The 18,279-nt window shown below is 60.6% G+C and carries 19 protein-coding genes; 1 reads left to right on the top strand and 18 read right to left on the bottom strand.

The window, feature by feature from the left end:
• Positions 1 to 103: 103 nt before the first annotated feature.
• Complete coding sequence (locus tag RHE_RS03520; protein WP_011424060.1) at positions 104 to 1,465, bottom strand: ABC transporter substrate-binding protein; 1,362 nt, start codon at positions 1,463 to 1,465, stop codon at positions 104 to 106.
• A 297-nt stretch (positions 1,466 to 1,762) separates the two neighbouring features.
• On the opposite strand from RHE_RS03520, the gene RHE_RS03515 reads away from it, so the two are divergent.
• Complete coding sequence (locus RHE_RS03515) at positions 1,763 to 2,791, top strand: LacI family DNA-binding transcriptional regulator (RefSeq protein WP_011424059.1); 1,029 nt, start codon at positions 1,763 to 1,765, stop codon at positions 2,789 to 2,791.
• Here the strand turns inward: RHE_RS03515 and folD are convergent, their stop codons facing one another.
• From folD to rem, 17 genes are all read right to left on the bottom strand, one after another.
• On the bottom strand, positions 2,792 to 3,691 hold the full coding sequence (folD, locus tag RHE_RS03510) for a bifunctional methylenetetrahydrofolate dehydrogenase/methenyltetrahydrofolate cyclohydrolase FolD (RefSeq protein WP_011424058.1): 900 nt from the start codon (positions 3,689 to 3,691) through the stop codon (positions 2,792 to 2,794).
• Positions 3,692 to 3,811: 120 nt separating this feature from the next.
• Complete coding sequence (locus RHE_RS03505) at positions 3,812 to 5,575, bottom strand: GumC domain-containing protein (RefSeq protein WP_011424057.1); 1,764 nt, start codon at positions 5,573 to 5,575, stop codon at positions 3,812 to 3,814.
• Positions 5,576 to 5,745: 170 nt separating this feature from the next.
• Positions 5,746 to 6,585 carry a WecB/TagA/CpsF family glycosyltransferase gene (locus RHE_RS03500; RefSeq protein WP_011424056.1) on the bottom strand — a complete coding sequence of 280 codons (840 nt, stop codon included), beginning with the start codon at positions 6,583 to 6,585 and terminating at the stop codon, positions 5,746 to 5,748.
• 291 nt (positions 6,586 to 6,876) lie between these two features.
• Positions 6,877 to 7,416, bottom strand: a complete 540-nt coding sequence (locus RHE_RS03495; RefSeq protein WP_011424055.1) for a hypothetical protein — start codon at positions 7,414 to 7,416, stop codon at positions 6,877 to 6,879.
• Positions 7,416 to 7,781 carry a hypothetical protein gene (locus RHE_RS03490; RefSeq protein ID WP_011424054.1) on the bottom strand — a complete coding sequence of 122 codons (366 nt, stop codon included), beginning with the start codon at positions 7,779 to 7,781 and terminating at the stop codon, positions 7,416 to 7,418. Before RHE_RS03490 ends, RHE_RS03495 begins: the two co-directional genes overlap by 1 nt.
• Before the next feature lie 124 nt (positions 7,782 to 7,905).
• Entirely contained in the window at positions 7,906 to 8,469 is a 564-nt protein-coding gene (locus RHE_RS03485) for a rod-binding protein (RefSeq protein WP_011424053.1), read from the bottom strand.
• A gap of 31 nt (positions 8,470 to 8,500) precedes the next feature.
• Positions 8,501 to 8,914 (bottom strand): hypothetical protein, encoded by a 414-nt coding sequence (locus tag RHE_RS03480; RefSeq protein WP_011424052.1) that lies wholly within the window; start codon positions 8,912 to 8,914, stop codon positions 8,501 to 8,503.
• A gap of 7 nt (positions 8,915 to 8,921) precedes the next feature.
• Positions 8,922 to 9,674: a flagellar biosynthetic protein FliR gene (locus tag RHE_RS03475; RefSeq protein WP_011424051.1), complete on the bottom strand. Its 753-nt coding sequence runs from the start codon at positions 9,672 to 9,674 to the stop codon at positions 8,922 to 8,924.
• On the bottom strand, positions 9,671 to 11,758 hold the full coding sequence (gene flhA / locus RHE_RS03470; protein ID WP_011424050.1) for a flagellar biosynthesis protein FlhA: 2,088 nt from the start codon (positions 11,756 to 11,758) through the stop codon (positions 9,671 to 9,673). The genes RHE_RS03475 and flhA overlap by 4 nt, the downstream gene beginning before the upstream one ends.
• 134 nt (positions 11,759 to 11,892) lie before the next feature.
• Positions 11,893 to 12,159 carry a flagellar biosynthesis protein FliQ gene (fliQ, locus tag RHE_RS03465; RefSeq protein ID WP_011424049.1) on the bottom strand — a complete coding sequence of 89 codons (267 nt, stop codon included), beginning with the start codon at positions 12,157 to 12,159 and terminating at the stop codon, positions 11,893 to 11,895.
• 90 nt (positions 12,160 to 12,249) lie between these two features.
• A complete protein-coding gene (flgD, locus tag RHE_RS03460) occupies positions 12,250 to 12,678 on the bottom strand; it encodes a flagellar hook assembly protein FlgD (RefSeq protein WP_011424048.1) in 429 nt (142 codons plus the stop codon).
• A complete protein-coding gene (gene flbT / locus RHE_RS03455; protein WP_011424047.1) occupies positions 12,669 to 13,118 on the bottom strand; it encodes a flagellar biosynthesis repressor FlbT in 450 nt (149 codons plus the stop codon). The genes flgD and flbT overlap by 10 nt, the downstream gene beginning before the upstream one ends.
• Positions 13,115 to 13,462, bottom strand: a complete 348-nt coding sequence (flaF, locus tag RHE_RS03450; RefSeq protein ID WP_010028573.1) for a flagellar biosynthesis regulator FlaF — start codon at positions 13,460 to 13,462, stop codon at positions 13,115 to 13,117. The genes flbT and flaF overlap by 4 nt, the downstream gene beginning before the upstream one ends.
• Before the next feature lie 36 nt (positions 13,463 to 13,498).
• On the bottom strand, positions 13,499 to 14,551 hold the full coding sequence (locus tag RHE_RS03445) for a flagellar hook-associated family protein (RefSeq protein ID WP_011424046.1): 1,053 nt from the start codon (positions 14,549 to 14,551) through the stop codon (positions 13,499 to 13,501).
• Between the two features lie 3 nt (positions 14,552 to 14,554).
• Positions 14,555 to 16,042: a flagellar hook-associated protein FlgK gene (gene flgK / locus RHE_RS03440; RefSeq protein WP_011424045.1), complete on the bottom strand. Its 1,488-nt coding sequence runs from the start codon at positions 16,040 to 16,042 to the stop codon at positions 14,555 to 14,557.
• 19 nt (positions 16,043 to 16,061) lie between these two features.
• Positions 16,062 to 17,366: a flagellar hook protein FlgE gene (locus RHE_RS03435; protein WP_011424044.1), complete on the bottom strand. Its 1,305-nt coding sequence runs from the start codon at positions 17,364 to 17,366 to the stop codon at positions 16,062 to 16,064.
• A gap of 126 nt (positions 17,367 to 17,492) precedes the next feature.
• Positions 17,493 to 18,164 (bottom strand): transcriptional activator Rem, encoded by a 672-nt coding sequence (gene rem / locus RHE_RS03430; protein ID WP_011424043.1) that lies wholly within the window; start codon positions 18,162 to 18,164, stop codon positions 17,493 to 17,495.
• Between the last annotated feature and the right edge of the window lie 115 nt (positions 18,165 to 18,279).

Below are 18,279 nucleotides of genomic sequence, written 5' to 3'. Positions count from 1 at the left end.
TATATTGCCCAATCACAAAATATCCTGCGATGGCCGGGCTGTTGGCGAGCCCGGCCACTCATGCAAGCCATGCCGCCGGCAAGCCGGCGGCATATATGAACGATTACTTGATGCCGTCCCAGGCGCTCTGGATTTCGCCGGCGGCCTCTTCGGCAGACTTGCCGCCGACGAAATCGACCATGCCCGTCCAGAACGCGCCGGCGCCGATCTTGCCCGGCATCAGGTCGGAACCGTCGAAGCGGAAGGTGGTGGCGGACGTCAGGATCTCGCCTTCCTTCTTCATCTGCGGATTGGCATAGGCATCGGTGCTGACGCCCTTGTACGGCGTCAGGAAGCTCGACTGCGCCATCCATACCTCGTGCGCGATAGGGCTCTTCAGGAAGTCGATGAAGGCACGAGCCGCCTTCGAATCCTTGGTGATCGAGACAAGCGTGCCGGCGCCGAGAACCGGCTTGCCGAGTTCCGGATGCGCGGCATAGGTCGGCATATAGAAGAAATCGGCATCCTGGCCGAGTTTCGTCCCCTCAGGGAAGAAGGACGGAATGAACGAAGCCTGATGGTGCAGGTAGCACTTCGGCGGAACGGCGAAGAGGCCCTTCGGACTGTCGCGGAAATCGGTCGACGCCACGGCCGCGACACCGCCATCGACATATTTCTCGTTCTTGGCGAATTTGCCGAATTCATCGATCGCGGCAACGACAGCCGGATCGGTGAACTTCAGCTCATTGGTCGTCCACTTGTCATAGGCTTCCGGTGGCTGCATGCGCAGCATGATGTCCTCGACCCAATCGGTCGCCGGCCAGCCGGTGGCGCCGCCGGAACCGAGACCGATGCACCATGGAACGCCGCCATCCTTGACGATCTGATCGGTCAGGGCATGCAGCTCTTCCATGGTCGTCGGGATCTTGTAGCCGGCTTCCTCGAAATTCTCCGGAACGTACCAGACGAGCGACTTCACGTCGGCCTTATAAGGGAAGGCGTAGAAGGCTTCCTTGCCATCCTTGCCCTTGTAGGTGCCGTAACCGACCCAGCTGTCGCCGGCGCCGTAATTGTCTTTGATCCACTTGGAATTGTCGTCGCCGAGCGGCGTCAGGAAGCCCTTGCCGGCGAGATCGGCCAGAAGGCCCGGCTGCGGCAGAATGGCGACGTTCGGCGGCGAGCCGGCCTGCGTGTCGATGACGATCTGCTGTTCGTAGTTTTCGGAAGAAGAGTATTTCGCGTCGACCCCGGTCGCTTCGGTGAAATAGGCGAGAACGCTCCTGAAAAACGCCTCGTCCTCGCCGCGCCACGGCCCGAAGATCGTCAGCGGCTGACCCTTCAGATCAGCGTGCGCGGCCTTGAATTCGTCATAGCTCTTCCAGTTGAACTTGGAATCCTGTCCCGGGGCAAATTTCAGATCGGCCGCGGGCGCAGCACCGGCAAACAGCGCCGCAACGGCAACGCCCATCAAAAATGACTTTTTCATGTGATCAACCTCCCATCACAATCCCAACCGCGCCGAATTCCTCGAAAAAAGAAATTTCAAAGCGCTTTGACACCCAACTCATTTCACTTTCGGTGGAATGAAGTCAAGTCATTTCGCGAGAATCCCCTGTGAACCCAGGGAATATCGTGGCGCAGCAGCGCCTACCGGGGAAATATGGAGCGATTTTTCTTGAGTCAAGCGCGCCAGATGCTACATAATTAAAAGCGCTTTGAGCGCTATTTGGAGGCAGGAGGCCTTCTAAGCGGCCGACAGGCATGCCGGGAGGAAGCATAGCAGGTGAATCTCAAACAGCTATCGGAATTGCTTGGGCTTTCGCAGACGACGGTAAGCCGGGCGCTCAACGGCTATCCCGAGGTCAACGAAGCGACCCGGGAGCGCGTGCTTCAAGCCGTCAAGGAGACCGGGTACCGGCCGAACAAGGCTGCCCAGCGGCTTGCCACCGGCAAGGCAGGCTCGATCGGCCTCGTCATGCCGACGGCGCCCGGCCACCAGTCCGACGTGCATTTCGGCGAATTTCTGGCCGGGCTCGGCGAGGAAGCCGTGCGCCACGATTTCCATTTCGTCATCATGCCTTCCGATCCGGATGACGAGGTGGCGGCGCTCCGGCGGCTTGCGATCAGCGGCAATGTCGATGCGCTGTTCATTGCCTATATGCGCGGTCACGACCCGCGGCTCGCCATGCTGAAGTCACTCTCCATGCCCTATGTCGTGCACGGCCGCTCCTTCGGCGCGGAGCTGGACTATCCCTATCTCGACATCGACAATGAAGGGGCCTTCTACGACGCGACGCGACTCTTGCTGCAGCTCGGCCACACGCGCTTTGCCTTGATGAATGGGCCGATGCATCTCGATTTCGCCATCCGCAGAAGGAACGGCGTCATCTCAGCGCTTGCCGAACGCGGCCTCACGCTCGAGGAGGATTGCATGAGCCACGCGCTGATGACAGACGAACAGGGCTTGCTGGCGATGGAACGGTTCCTTCAACTGCCGGAACGGCCGACGGCGATCCTCTGCTCCAGCACGGTGATGGCGCTCGGGGCGATCCGCGCGGTGAACCAGGCGGGATTGCGGCTCGGCGAGGATGTCTCGCTGATCGCCCATGACGACGTGCTGCCGCTCTTGAAGCCCGAAAACTTCTCGGTGCCGCTGACGACGACACGCTCCTCGCTGCGGGCGGCCGGCGTGCGCATCGCCCAGCGGCTGATCGGCACGGTGAAGCAGGCCGGCCCCTTCCCCGAACAGGAGCTCTGGAAAACCGAGCTGATCGTCAGGGCCTCGACAGGTCCTGCCCCGCAGCAATCATAATCAGAACTGCGGCGGCGTTTGCCCTGCAGCGCGATGAGCGGCGATGACGGTGTTGGCCATCAGCATGGCGATGGTCATCGGCCCGACGCCGCCGGGCACCGGCGTGATGGTGCTGGCAATCTCGGAGACCTCCCGGAAGGCGACGTCGCCGACCAGCCGGGTCTTGCCCTCGCCCTTCTCAGGAGCCGGCACCCGATTGATGCCGACGTCGATCACGGTCGCGCCGGGCTTGACCCAATCGGCCTTGACCATCTCCGGCCGGCCGACGGCGGCGACCAGAATATCGGCGTTGCGGCAGACTTCGGCTAGATTCTTGGTTCTGGAGTGCGCGATCGTCACCGTCGCATTGGCGTTGAGAAGCAATTGCGCCATCGGCTTGCCGAACAGATTGGAACGGCCGATGACGACGGCGTTGAGGCCGGAGAGATCCTCGCCATGGGTGCGGCGGACGAAGACCATGGCGCCGGCCGGCGTGCAGGAGACCAGACCGGTCTTCAGGTCGCCGGTGGCGAGCTTGCCAGCATTGACGACGCTCAGGCCGTCGACATCCTTTTCCGGCAGGATCGACTGGATGATCGGCTCGCTGTCGAGCGGCTTTGGCAAGGGCAATTGCACCAGGATGCCGTGGATCGACGGATCGGCGTTGAGCGTGGCGACGAGGCCTGCCAGTTCCTCCTGCGTCGTCTCGGCCGGCAGCGTGTGCTGCACGGATTTGAAACCGCATTCCTTGGCCATCCGGCTCTTGGAGCCGACATAGGCGTGGCTTGCCGGATCGTCGCCGACGATGATGACCGCAAGGCCCGTCGTGACGCCGCTCGCCTTTTCCAGCGCTGCCGTCGCACTCTTGACCGTCTGAATGACCGATGCAGCTACGTTCTTGCCGTCGATTACTGTCGCCACGCGTCTCTCCGCCCTGTTTCGCGTCAATCTATGGATAGTTGACGAGCGTCAAATGCCCGCTAACGCCCTATCCTGTCGGAAAGCGGCAAGGCAATATCAAATTTGCAAGGAAATGTTCGTTCAGCGCCGCGGTTGCCGCGTTTCCATCACGTGAACACGAAGCCGATCGCGCAGGCCCGAGATTTCGGAGCGCATCAGCTCGATCTCGTCGACCGCCGCCGGAGCCGGCACGGGCGATGGCGGCGGAGAAGCGACGGGCGCGAACGCCGGCAAATCCATTGCCGGAGCCGCGACGGATTTGCGCAAGGACAGCAGGAAAGCCAGGGCAAGACCGACTGCCAAGCCTGTGGCGGCGCCGGCCAGCGCGCGGCCGGTCAGACCGTTCGTTGCCGATATCGCCGACGCCAGCGGCGGCTTCAGCACGGTTATATGACCGTCGTCGGCTGCCCCCGATGCGGACGCCGCCTCTTCCAGCCGCGAATGCGCGGCATTCGCCTTCTCGCGCAGTTCGGTCAGTCGTGACAGATCGACGCCGGTATCCCGGCTTTGGGCGATCAGCGTGTTGCGGCGGTCGTTCAGGACCTTGCGCGCATCGGTCGCAGCCTTAGCGGCGGCATTGGCGACCTGGGCGAGCCGGGCAAGTTCCTTGCCCATATTCGCCTTCAGGCCCTCGGTTTCGGCCTGCTGCTGCAGCAGGCGCGGATGGCGCGGGCCAAGCTCGGCGGAAAGCTGCGCAAGCGCCGCCCTGGCGACCGCATATTTGTCGCGCCAGTCCTGCAGCGCAGGCGAAGTCATATCGGAGGACAGCGAACCATCGAGCACATCGGCAAGTTTTGCGGCCTTGAGCTGGTCGGCCTTCGCCTTGGCGGCAAGGATGCTCTCCTCCGCCTCTTTCAGATCGGCATCGAGCCGGTCGATCTGGCGGCGAAGATCAATCGCCACCTTGACGTTGCCTTCGCCGCTCTTTGCCGTGAAGGCAGCAAGCTCCGCCCGAGCCTCGTCATAGGCCTTGCGCAAAACCGCGTCGGTTTCGGCGTTGCCGCCTCGTGCGTCTCCGCCCGCTGCTTCGGCAAGCCTTGCGGCGATGCGGGTGGATTTGGCACCGTCGCCGGTCGTCACCCGCACCCGGATCGTGCCGGCGGCGGCATCGGGCACAATCTCGACCGCATGTTTCAGCGCGGCCTCGGCACGCGAGGCCGGATCGGCGGCAGTGCCGGTCGCCGAGAGAAGATCGAACACAACGGCGAGCGCATTGGCGCCCGTGCCGACGAATTCAGGATCGTGATCGAGCTTCAGGGTGGCGACCGTCGACGCAACCACGCGCGCCGACAGCAGTCCCTTCGCCGCAGCTTGCGTGAAAGCGGCGCGACTTGCGGCATCCGTTATCACTGCAAGCGTCGTTTCGGCGCGGTAGAGGGCGGGCGCAGCCGGCATCAGCATCGGCAGACCGGCGCCCAGGATTGTTGAGGCAGCGACCGTTACCGCGAAGCCGGCCTTGCCCGCGCGGCGTTGCGGTGCCGCCGGCCGGGGCTCGACCGGTTCCTGATGAATTGCGGCCAGCGGTTCGACAAAAATCGCCGGCTCCCCGGCGGTAGTCACCGGTTCCTCATATCGCGCTGGTTCCGGCGGAAGAACACGGCCGACATCATTGGCAGCCCGCAGACGGTTGCCGAGAATGGTTTCGATGCGGTCGACGAGCGGCACCTCGGGCGCCGCCCTCATGCGCTGCTCTTCCAGCACACGGCTGATGGCGCGCAGCAGGTCGGCTTCGGGCAGGGCGATATCCGGTCCGTTCGATCGGGACTGCCGATAGGGATCGTCATGGGCGCGCGGCCTTGCAGCTGCGCGATCGAGAAAACTGCTTCTGGCCCTGCTATCGTACATTTGCGCCACATCTCATGCACATGATGGCCGAGTTTACTCATCCGCACACGATGCAGATGATTAAGCCACTCTAAATTTTCATGGCAAAGAAATGGTTAACCGCAGCTGGCAAGAATTGCGGTCCGGTTCCTCGATAGCGCTGCTTGCATCAAACCCGCGGCACTGCAGGCTCAGCTCGCCTTCTTGCGGTCGGCCGGCGGCTGCACGACGCCGCGGGGCTCTTCCGGCTGGCTAAGAATTCTTTCGCGCCGCCGGAAGCGGTAGCGCAGGACATGAAAGAGGAAGACCGGAATGCCGACGATGTAACGCCGCCAAAGGCGCGCGGGCTCCTGCATCAAGCGATAGGCCCATTCCAGACGCATCATCCGCACCGTCTTCGGCGCCCGCGGCACGGCGCCGGAGACGAAGTCGAAGAGAGCGCCCACCGTCAGCACAAGGCGCGCATGGTCGGCACGGATATTGTCGTGAACCCATTTCTCCTGCAGCGGCGTCCCCATGCCGACGATCAGAATATCGAGTTTCTGGCGCTCGATCTCCGCGATGACATCCGTGGAGTCGACCTTGTCGAAAAAACCGTCAGAAATAACGACAAATTCGTGCCACGGCGTGTGCTTGCGGAAATTCTCCGCCGCCGCCTCGACGACCGAGCGCTTGCCGCCGATAAGGCCGATGCGGCGCGGGGCCTCCATGAAGGTGAGGAAGGCCGGGACGAAATCAGTGCCGTTCAAATTGGCGGGAAATGGCGCGCCATGAGAGATCTGCGAAGCGATGTTGAGGCCGATGCCGTCCGGCAGCACCAGATTGCGCGACATGATCCGGTAATATTCATCGTCCCGCAGCGCCGTCAGCATGTTATGGGCGTTGACGAAGCAAACCACGGTCTGACCGACGGGGATGGAGGCGAGCTCGTTGATGAAAACGAGGGCATCGTCCCAGCCGAGATCGCAGACCGGCAGATCGAAGATCGTCCGCCGCGACGCAAGCACCGCGAAGTTTGCAATCAAATTCATTCCTACCTCCTGCCGAGGGTGCGTCATGCGCCCGACATCCCGGAAAACAAGCCCATATCCGCACCCCGGAGGTCTCGAAAGGACCGGTCGCGTCACGCATGGAACGACGTCGCCCCGATCGCGGAAACGGCGCATGCCAAGCTGTGCCACCTGATATAACAGGACGGTTTCAAACAACCCTTAGGAAAATTCCTTGGATTTTTATGCTCGTATAAGTAGTTTATTAACCAAAGGCGGCCCAACGACAAACGGCGCCCGAAGGCGCCGTTGCTGCATCGATAATCCGGTGTTTCAATGGGCGGCCGGGGCCGGCGCTCCCTCAGCTGGCGTGCCCTCGATGATCTTGACCGGTGCGCCGAGCTTCTTCGGTTGACCGGCCGAATTTTGCTTGACCTCTTCCTTGGAGAGATAATCGAGCTGCTCCAGCATCACGTCGGCGACATACTCGCCGCCGAGGCGCTCGTTCATGCCCTTCCTGATCTCCTCGCGAAAGGCCTTCGGGTCGAAGGATTTGATGTGGGCAAGATCGACCATCTTGTTGCCGACGAGCAGGCTGAAAAGTTCGTCGGTCGTCATCTCGGTCAGCGGCAAGGTCACGCCCTTCAGCATGTCCTTGTTCATCATGAAGGAAATGCGGCCGAGAAAATAACCAGTAATCCCACCGTCGCCGATGACCGGCACAGTGATTGTTTCGCCCTTCACCAATTCGAGCGCGCTCTGCTTGGAATCCGTTGCCGCAGGTGCCGGCGCCGTCGCCAGGTACACCGAAAAATAGACCGAGGCCAAGGTAATGGCGCAAACCCAGATACCGGTGAGGACGAGCTTGATCATCAGTTCCCACGCGCGGCGAATTGTTCCTGGGAATAGGTGCCGTCGGCGTCGGCGTCCTGAACCGCATTCTTCAGGAGGTCGGCCACGGCACGAACCGCTTCGAGATGCGCTTCGACGCGCCGGGCGTTGAGCACCAGCTTCTTCTTCAAGCCGTGCAACTGATCGAGGTGGGAAGCGGCAAGCTCGGCCGGATCGGTATCGCGGAAAAGCATCGACAGCTCGTAGAGGCAGCGGCTCTTATGCGCATTGGAGACCTTGAGATCGAACTGCGGATCGTTGCCGATCCGGGTATTCTCATTGTCGATGATCATCTCGAGGCGTCCGAGGACGGATTTGATCCTGTATTCGTTCGAAATTATTTCCATTGTACCCTCGATTATGCGTCGCTTAGAGCATGATGCCGAAAAGTGTGCGCGGTTTTCGGGACGACATCATGCTCTAACTAATAATTGAGAACAGGATTTCGATTTTAGGCCAACAGGCCTGAAATCATCCTGTTCTATCGGTCTTGGCGTCCGCCGTCGGCGTGCCAAAGGTCTTGCGCTGGAAGTCGTCGATCATGCTGAGCGCGGTGTTGCGGTCACGATCATCGGTCGAAGCGTTGACGATCTTGCCTTCCTGACGGCGCAGCTGCTCGCTGTACATCTGCTTGGCGATGCCGATGCCGTCGCCCTTGGCCATGGTGTTGCCGAGCTGCTCGGCCATCATGCCCTTCCAGATATCGCCGGTCGCGCCCTTGCCGTAAACGTCTTCGCTCTCGCTCGGCAGCATCGACTTGACGAAGTTCTGCAGCACCATGGCCTCGAACTTCCGGTAGCTTTCCGGAACCTCCTCGGTCTTGGTGCGGTTCTGAATATGGGAGAGGCCGCTCTTCTGGCCGATATGATCGAGAACGTCGACCGTATTGGAGAAGCCCTTGCCGTTCTCGGCGAGGCTCGTCGCGGCAAAGGCCGCACGATTTGCCTTCAATTTTTCCTGGGCTGCCTGAACCTCCATGGGGTCGGCAGCTTTGACCACGTCCAGGACCAGATCACTGGGGGGCGAAATAGCCACGTTACAATCCTCTGAATTAAGATCGCAACGATTATGGTTTTTGAAGCTTGCTGGAGGCTGGCGTTGCGAATTGCTGGTCGATTACATCGTAAACAGCATTGTCGTCGGCCTCGCGGCGCTCGGCGTCCAAGGCCCCTTTCATGCCTTCTTCCAGCCGATCGGCCTTGGCGCGCTCGCGCGACAGCCGCATCTCGTGGATCTGCTGCATGCCGGTCAGCTGCTGATCCTTGATTGTCAGCCTGCCGAATCGGTCGGCATAATTCTGTGAGAAGGCGTGGTGGACCGGGTCCATCGAACCGAGAGCAACGATGACGTCGTCCATCGCCGCATTGACCTCGATGCGCTGACGGCTGGTTTCGGCCAGGTCGTTCTCCGCCATCCTCTCGATATGCCGCTGCACCGACAGCAGACGTTTGAGTTTTTGGGAGCGGCTCTTCTCGATCATATCAGCCTCATCGCCCGATATAGATCGAACTGAAGGCCTGGCCGAACTGGCTGACCAGCGCCGCGACCGAGACATAAAACAGGAAAAGGCCGCCCATCAGCAGATAGGGCGTGGAAATGAAGTAGACCGGGATCTGTGGCGCCAGCTTGTTGATGAAGCCGATCGAGACGTTGAAGATCATGCCGTAGATCAGAAACGGGCTCGACAGACGCAGCATGATGTAGGTCGTCTGCTCCAGCGTGTCGGTGAAGGAGATCAGCGTCGCGCGCATTTGCGTCAATCCGCCGAAGGGCATGGTCGTGTAGGAATCGATCAGCGCGCGGAAAACGATGTGATGGAAATCCATGATGAAGAGAATCATGATGCCGGCAAAGGTGATGAAGGCGGTAAGGCTGGTCTCCGGCGAGTCTTCGATGACGTCGGCGGAGCCCGGCTGGGTATAACCGACCATCATGGCGATGATCGTCGCGGCGAATTGCATGCCAAGCGTATAGATTCTCGCCAGCATGCCGTACATCACGCCGATCAGTGATTCGCTGAAGATCAGGCCGATATAGGTCGCGGATCCCGTATGGACGGCCGGATAAACGGTGTCCCAGAGCAGCGGCATGACGGCGATCGACAGCGCGAGGGCAATGAAGACGCGCAGCTGTTCAGGCACGCGCGCCGAGGAAAAACCCGGAAGAACCAGCACACAGCCGCCGATCCGGCAGAAAACCAGAAACAGCGCGAGAACCGTCCCTTGCGGGTCTGTTATCATGAAATCGAGCCCAAAATCTTTATCTCGATGCCCTTGGCCAATTCGACATGCGACAGGACCGGGAGCGTGGCGAACAGCCGTTCGATGATCATACGCACATAGGAGCGTGTTTCCGGCGACGTGACAAGGGCGAATGGCAGGCCGCGATCCATGAACTCACGGATAACTTTGCTGGCCTGCTCGCTGAATTCCTCCAGGCTGCGTGGATCGATATCGAATTCGATCACTTCGCCCTTGGCATCGCGCTTCAGCGCCTGGTGGAAGGCGAGATCCCATTTGCTGCCGAGGCGCAGCACACGCAATACGCCATTGTCGGCGAGATCGCCGCAGAGCTGCTGGGCCATGCGGATGCGGACATGCTCGACGATCTGCTCGGTCTTCCGGACATGCGGGGCAAGCTCGGCTACCGCTTCGAGAATGAGATGCAGGTTGCGGATCGACACCCGCTCGGCAAGCAGGAGCTTGAGCACCGCCTGCAGACCGGAATAGGACATATGCGACGAGCAGATCTCATCGGCGAGCTTCTTGTATTCCGGGTCGAGGCGATCGATCAGCACCTTGACGTCCTTGTAGGACAGAAGCTGCGGCAGGTTGTTGCGGATGACCTCGCTCATGTGCGTGAGCACGACGGAGACGTTGTCGATCGGCTGGAAGCCTTCGCGCTTCAAGTCGTCGGCGAAGTTTTCGAGGATCGAGACGGCCGGCATGCCGAAAGCGGGTTCGCGGATTTCGTCGCCGGGAATGCTGGGCTTGCGACCGGCGCCGGTGACGACGAGGACTTCGCCGACGCGCAGCAGATTGGATGCGACCGTCGTGCCGTGGATGCGGATCTGATAGGACTTCTCGGCGATGGCGATGTCGTCCGTGACCTTGATTTCCGGCACGACGAAACCGTATTGGGTGGCGAACTTCTTGCGCATCTTGCCGACGCGGAACGCCAGCTCCTGATGGGCGCCGAGCAGGCGGGTCGACACCATCTTGCCGAGCGCGAGCTCGATTTCGGAGGTGCGGAGCACCGACTTGACCGAATCCTTCTCCAGTTCCTTGCTCTGGACGACCTTCTTTTCCTCCTGTTCGCGGCGAAGCTTGTTTTCGGCCTCGACCTGCCGCGGAATGAACCAGGCGCCGAAGGCCAGAAGACCGCCGAGGACGGTGAAGGGAATGGTCGGCAGGCCCGGCATCAGGCCGAGAACGAACATCAGCACGGCCGAGACGGAGAGCGCGCGGGGATAGCCGCTCAGCTGATTGACGACCGCCTGGTCGGTTGAGCCGGTGGTGCCGCCGCGCGACACGAGAAGGCCGGCGGCGAGCGAGACGATGAGGGCCGGCATCTGCGAGACGAGACCATCGCCGACGGAGAGCTTGACGAAGACGTCAGCCGCTTCACCGATCGGCATGCCATGACGGAAATAGCCGATGATGATGCCGCCGAAGACGTTGATCGCGGTGATGATGAGACCGGCGACGGCGTCGCCGCGCACGAATTTCGAGGCACCGTCCATCGCCCCGAAGAAGGAGCTTTCCTCCTCGAGCTCCCTGCGCCGGCGCTGGGCTTCCTTCTCATCGATGATGCCGGCCGAAAGATCGGCATCGATCGACATCTGCTTGCCGGGAATGGCATCGAGGGTGAAACGGGCGCCGACTTCGGCGATACGCGTGGCACCCTTGGTGATGACGATGAAGTTGATGGTGATGAGGATCAGGAAGACGATCAGACCGATCACGAAGTCGCCGGACATGACCAGACTGGCGAAACCGGCAATAACGCCGCCGGCCGCATCGTGGCCCTCGTTGCCGTGGGACAGGATGACGCGGGTCGTCGCGATGTTGAGCGCCAGCCGTGTCATCGTGGCGATCAGCAGAATGGTCGGAAAGGACGAGAAGTCGAGCGGCTTCTGGATCCACAGCGCGACCATCAGGATCAGCACCGAGAAGGCGATCGAGAAGGCCAGCCCCATATCGATCAGGAACGGCGGGATCGGCAGGAAGAGAATGCAGATGATGCCGATGATGCCGAGGGCAAAACCGATATCGCGCAGGCTCGGGGCGACTTTCGGAAGGGGGAGTGCAGGTGGTTGCGCCATGACGATTCCGTCTCTTCATGAGAGGAGGCGGACATGGGTCCGCCCAATTCGGATCGAGAATTAAATGGCGAAGCTTGCGCGAAGGTGGCTGAGAAGCGGTTCAGCCTTTCGTGGAGGCGTAGCACCGCTGCGCACTAGAAGCCGGACTGGATGCGCGAAAAGACCAGATTGGTGAAAATGGAGATCTGCGAGCCGACGAAGGGGGCGGTGATTCCGACCACGACGAGCACTGCGACAATCTTCGGCACGAAGGTGAGTGTCGCTTCCTGCACCTGGGTCAACGCCTGGATCAAGGCAATGACGAGACCCACCACCATCGCGGCGAGGACCGCCGGACCGGAGGCAATCAGCACGGTCCAGATTGCCGCCTGGAACAGATCCAATGCATCAGCTTCATTCATCTGAAGGCAACCTCATATCGCCTCGAAGCAGCCCCGCTATAACAGGGCTGCAATTGATCGGCATGTCGGGCGCGCTGGCGGCCCTTTGCGTCAGGAGCTGCTGCTCGGCGCCTCGTCGGCAACAGTGATTCCCGCCTGCACGAGTATCTTATCGCCATCCGTGGTCGTCGCAATGATGCCGTCGGAATAAACCTTGACGGAATCGATGACGCCTTTGACGGTGCCGTCGGCGCTTTCCATATATTTGCCGACATAGCTGCTCGCCTGGGTCAGGCTCGAACTTGCCAGAAGCGTATCCAGCTTGGTGTTGGTCTGAATCGTCTGCTCGACCTGCGAGAAAGTGGCCAGCTGAGCGACCTGCTCGCTTGCATCCATCGGATCGGTCGGATCCTGGTTCTTCATCTGCGCGATGAGCAGCTGAAGGAAATTATCGTAGTTAAGCGTCGCCTTGCTCTGGGCCGAGCTCGACGAGCTCGTCGAGGTCGAGCTCGTCACGCTTGACGTTGCGTCTACCGCCATGGTGCGATCTCCCTGCGAATCTGCTCGACCATCGTCGGCGGCAGTTCCTGATTGTTGAGGATGTTGTCTTCGATCGCGTAGAGACCGCGGATGGCCTTCAATGCGTCGAAGGCGCGGCCGGTCGACACAAGCGCGTCGATCCGCTTTAGTTCCGCGAGGATCTCTTCGTTCTTGAAGCAGGTGAGCAGCATGGTGATCGACTTGCGGAACATCGCCGTCGAGTGGTCCTTGCCCTCGGGATTGATGAGGATCATCTGCGCGATGAAATAGAGCTGGCGCAGGGGCGTCGTTGCGCCTTCCGGCTGGAGGACGTGGTTCTCGAGAAGGAACGTCACATCATTCAGGAATTCCAGCGCGACCTTGCGGTCGACACGCAGGACGGCGCCGTTGATGAAGATTCTTTCTCCGGCTTTCAGAGAAATGCGAAGTGTGCTTTTCATTTAAGTCCATCCCTGATGATGGTGGTAACGTCGATGATGCCCTGGTAGTTATTAGACAGACGTTTTCTGATCCTGTCGCATTCCTTCAATATCCAGATCGCAATCGAGATGAGGTTGGCCCTGAGCTGGACATCCAGCTGGTTATCTGGATGTTTCAGATCCTCGATAAAGCTGATCCATACCCGGCGCGTATAAAACAGAGCTTCAATGGCTTCCCGACCGTATTTTTCCTTGTCGCGCGCCAACGACAGCAGTTCTATGGACCGGTCGAGAACCTGCCATTCCCGCTCTTTCGCGTCGGCCACCGAGTCCTGCATGACCTCGGCATATGAGAACTGATACATTCATGCATCCTTCTTTATACTGCGCGCCTTTGCTCATCAAAGGTAGTTCACGAGACTCAGCTGCTGGATCTTCGAGACGATCGTGTAAGCGGTTTCAAGCTGCGTTTCCAAAGTCTTGACGAGGGTCGAGGCTTCGTACGGGTCGACGCCCTGAAGATCGACCAGCTTGTTCTTGATGATGTTCGACTGGGCGTCGAGAGCGTCGTTGGACTTCTTGACGCGCTCCTGCGAGAGGCCGAGCTGGCTTGCCTGTGTCACGAGACCGCTCGTGGCCTTCGCCGTGTAGCTGATGGCCTGCTTGGACACCGTCGTCATTGCATCGGTGCTGAGGTTCTGGCCGAGCAGCGCGGTGGTCATAACCGAGGCGAGCGCCATATAGCGCATGCCTTCGGAATTGGCATTGGTCGAGGACTCGATCACTTCCGAGTTGCTGATGCGGCTCGTCATGTTCTGGCTTGATGCCTGCGACCAGCCGGTCGTCGTGTTGGTCCAGCTCGCTTCGCTGAACATCGGCTCAACCGTCGTCGTGATGAAAGTGCTCATCTCGGCGCCCGTGAGATCGCTGACCGCTTTCGGCGGGACAAGACCGGCCGCATAGGTGTTCAGGGCGGTAACGATCGCCGCACTCGTGGCGGTCGTCTTGTCGGTCAGCGGCTGCACGTCGGTATTGATGCCGGAGAACAGGTATTCCCCGTTCACCACGGTGTTGGCCGTATCCATCATGGTCGACAGTGCGCTGGTCGCCGACTGAATGGCGACGGTGATGCTGCCGGGATCATGGCTTCCCTGGAGCGCGGTCAGCTTCGACACGAGGCCGTCGCCGACATCCTTCATCTTGGAAAGGCCGAGCTGCGAGGATTCCATGCGCGCGGTGACGAGCGAATTGCTTGATTTGATCGAGTCTATTCGGTCGGTCTCGCGGGTGAAATCCACGCTTCTGGCGGCATTGCCTCCCAGCGAAACACCGATATCCGCGTAGACTCCGGTCGTCGCTTCCATCGTCGCCTTCGTCATCTGGTTCTGCGCCTGACGGATCGTCAACCGCATCGCATTCTGAATGGCCGAACTTGAAATAAATGAGCTCTTCATGGCTTAACTCGCAATATCCAGCAATGACTTCAACATTTCGTCTACGGCGTTCAGGATCTTGGTCGCCGCCTTGTAGGACTGCTCGATATCGAGGAGCAGCGTCAGCTCCTCGTCGAGGTTGACGCCGGTCTCATTGGAATAGGCTTCGTCGGAGCGTGACAGTGCCGCCGCGGTGTTTTCGGCCGCCGTCGTTGCGTTGCTGCGGTACTGCTCGAGCCAGCCGAGGGAATTGGTGGCATACTCCATGATGCTGACGTTGGAATCGATGCCCGTCGTGGCGTCGAAGCCGACCGGCGCTCCAGCTGCCGGGTCGAAATCCATGTCGGATGTCATCGCCGTATAGAGACGGTCGAGTTCAGCCGTATAGCCGCTGACGCCCGACGTGTTCAAGACGACGCCGGCGGCGTTGACGCCGCCATCGCGCAGGCGCATCGGGTCACCGCCCTGCGAGGTGATCACGCGGGTGCTGACTGTGATGGTCGACGCCATGCCGGCGACCGCGGTGGCGCCGGTGTCGACCGTGCCGCCGCTCCAGGTGAAGAGGCCGGGCACATAGGCCGGGGGCCCTGCCGTGTTCTGCTCCTTGAAGAGCGAAACGAGGCCACGGGCGGTTTCGTCGAGCTGCTTCTGAAAATTGGGGGCGATCTCATCACGGATCTGCAGGAGTGACTGGAGGCTCCCCTGCCCCGTCGTCGTCGAACCCTTACCGAGCGGCAGCGCAACACCGTCGATATAGACGGAATTGCCGACGGTGGTGGCTGTATAGATATCCTGGGACTTGAACGTCACCTTGCGCGGGATCGTCTCGAAGAGGATCGTTCCGTCCGGCGTGCTCAGCACCATGTCGTTGTTGTCGCGCGTCGTCGCGCTGACGCCGACGATCTGCGAAATCTGCTTCAGGACTTTCTCCCGTTCATCGAGAGCGCCGGATGTATCCGCACCTGTGGCCGTCGCGGTCTTGACCGCGTTATTGGCCTTCTCGAACTCGCTGAGAAGCGTGTTCAGCGTATCGACCGCGGTGGCTATTTCCTTGTCGGCGTTGGCGCGGACATCCTGAACGGATTGCGAGGCATTGTTCAAGGAGTTGGCGACGTCCTGGGCGGCTGTGATGGCACCCTGGGCGGCGACCGTGCTGCCCGGAGAGGTTCTGAAGGCCTGCAGCTTCTGCTGGAAAACGCCGAGATAGGTGGAGGGCGACGTTTCATAGTCGTTGCCGCCCATAATCGACTTGAGATCCTCCAGACCGCTCAGCAGGGTCTGCTGAGCGCTGTCCTGAGAGGATGACTTCAGATACTGGCGCAGCAGGGCATCTTCCTGGGCCCGGTCTATCTTGACCACCTGCGCGCCGTTCAGTGACGTGGTGAGCATCGCCTGGCGGCGCACGTAGTCCTTGTTGCCCGCATTCGAGATATTGTTCGATACGACACTGCTCTGCGTGCCGGTATTGTTGAATATGTTCTGCGCGGTGTTAAGTGCGGACGTGAGCGACATGGCTTACCCGTTACCTTACTTATCTCTTGAGGTTGACGAGGACGTCCATGATGTCGGACCCCGTCTGAAACACTTTCGAATTGGCGGTGTAGCTGCGCTGTGCTTCGATCATCTCGGTCAATTCGCCGGCAAGATCGACGTTCGAACCTTCGAGAGCGCCCGATTTGATCGTGCCGAGGCCGTTGGTCTGGGGAAAGCCGGTGACGGTGACACCGGACTGGCCGTTGGCGCTGTAGACGTTGCCGCTCATCAGCGTCAGCTTGTCCGGGCTTGCGACATTGGCGAGCGGAATGCGATAGAGCGGCTTGGTGCTGCCGTCTTCGTATTTGGCGTAGACGATGCCGTCGCCATCGATCGTGACGTCCTTGACCGGGCTCGCCGCCTGACCGTTCGGTGTGCCGGTGCCGGCAAAGGCGGCGCCAAGCTGCGTGAAGCCCGAGAGATCCATGTTGATGGACAGAGCGTTCTTCGTATCGGCAATCGGGAGGGCGCCGCCCGTCAGCATCTTGCCGTTGCGGTCGAATGTAAGGTTTCCGGAGGCGACAACGGCGCCGGCACCACCGGTGTATGGGAAGGAGGTTGTGCCGCCCGTCGCCGCATCGGCGTTGCGGAAGACCGCAACTTCCCAAGTGCTCGCCGTACCGGTTGCCGGCGGCGGTGTCACGACCGAGGTCTTCGTGAAGTAGAAGTCGTACATCACCTTGTTGCCGAGATGATCGTAGGCGACCATCGAGAACTTCTTGGTGTCGGCCGTCGTGGTGGCGGCGTTGGCGCTCGGCAGCGTCGCGGGGGCGACCGGAGCGATATTGGCGCCGGAATCGAGATTGCCCTTGAAGACACCCGATGTCGAGGCGATGGCGGTCAGCCCTTCCTGGTTGACGTTAACGGGAACGAGGCCGTCGAAACCATTGACGACGACGGCGGGAGCGCCGGAGTCGTAAGAATAGCCCATCAGCTGGAATCCGGCGGCATTGACGAGATTGCCTTCGTCGTCCTTCTGGAAATCGCCGGCGCGGGTCAGAACCGGCGTGCCGTCGGGTCCTTGGACAATGAAAAAGCCGTCGCCCGAAATCGCAAGATCGGTGGTGGAGGTCGTGTAAGAAATATCACCCTGGTCGGAGACGGCCTGGCGCACGGAGGTCTGAACGCCGCCGGAATTGTAGTTGCCGCCCGAGGAGGGAAGAACCAACGAGGAGAAGCTCGTCGATACGGCCTTGTAACCGGTGGTGTTCACGTTGGCGATGTTGTCGGAGACGGTGCTGAGGCGGTTTGCCTGCGCGTTCATGCCCGACACTGCCGTCTTCATGCTGCCGAAAATGCTCATCTGAAAACCTCGTTTTACCTGTTAAACTTAAGAGTATTTGTCGGGCCTTGCGTGAAGCTGTCTGTCATGGCGAGCAGCAGGGCCAATATCGAGGTTCAGCCGGGCGCCGCCACCCGGCCGGAAAAATCAGGCCCAGTCGATGCAGTAGCCGAGGAAGCGCTTGGAATCGACCGGATCGACGCCGAGCTTCTTGCGCAGCTTCTTGCGCAGCTTCGAGATGTGGCTCTCGACGACGTTCTCCTCGACCTCCTCATCGAAGATGCCGTAGATGGCGTTGAAGATCTGGGTCTTGGTGACCCGGCGACCGCGGTTGGCGATCAAATATTCGAGGATGCGGCGCTCGCGCCGGGGGAGCGCAAAGACCTCGCCGTTGATCTCGGGGTCGCGACCATCCGAGAAGACGCGGATGCCACCGACATCGGTGTAGTTGGCGATCGCCTTCAGCCGGCGCCGGATCGCAGCCGCCCTTGCAAGGATTTCGCGTGGATGGACCGGCTTGCGCACCACGTCGTCGACGCCGCAATCGAAAAGCGCAAGCGTGTTTTCGAGCGAAGGCTGATCGCTGACCGCGATCACCGGCGCCATCGAGCGGTCCCGGATCGCCCGGGGCAGTTCGAAGCTGCGCTGGCCCTGACCGATCAGGAAGGCCTCGACCGCCGCTATATCCGAATCGGCGGCGGTCTGCACCCACTCGCCGAATTCCGATGGATCAAAGCCGGTGGAGGGAATGCCCTCCCGGCCAAACAGGGATGTGTATCCGTCTTTCACGAGCTCACGCTCATCAACCACTACGATCATTCGTCCGCCTCCGAATCAGTGTGGCACTTCGATGATCTATGGGTACGAATCGCGCGAATCGGCGACAACTCGTTAAAGTGAATGGCGGAAATTAATAATTGATTAAGACTCGCCC

This window comes from Rhizobium etli CFN 42, from assembly GCF_000092045.1.
GTDB classification, from domain to species: Bacteria; Pseudomonadota; Alphaproteobacteria; order Rhizobiales; family Rhizobiaceae; genus Rhizobium; species Rhizobium etli.
The sequence above is the reverse complement of the archived record's forward strand: the minus strand, read 5'-3'. Positions and strand labels throughout refer to the sequence as shown.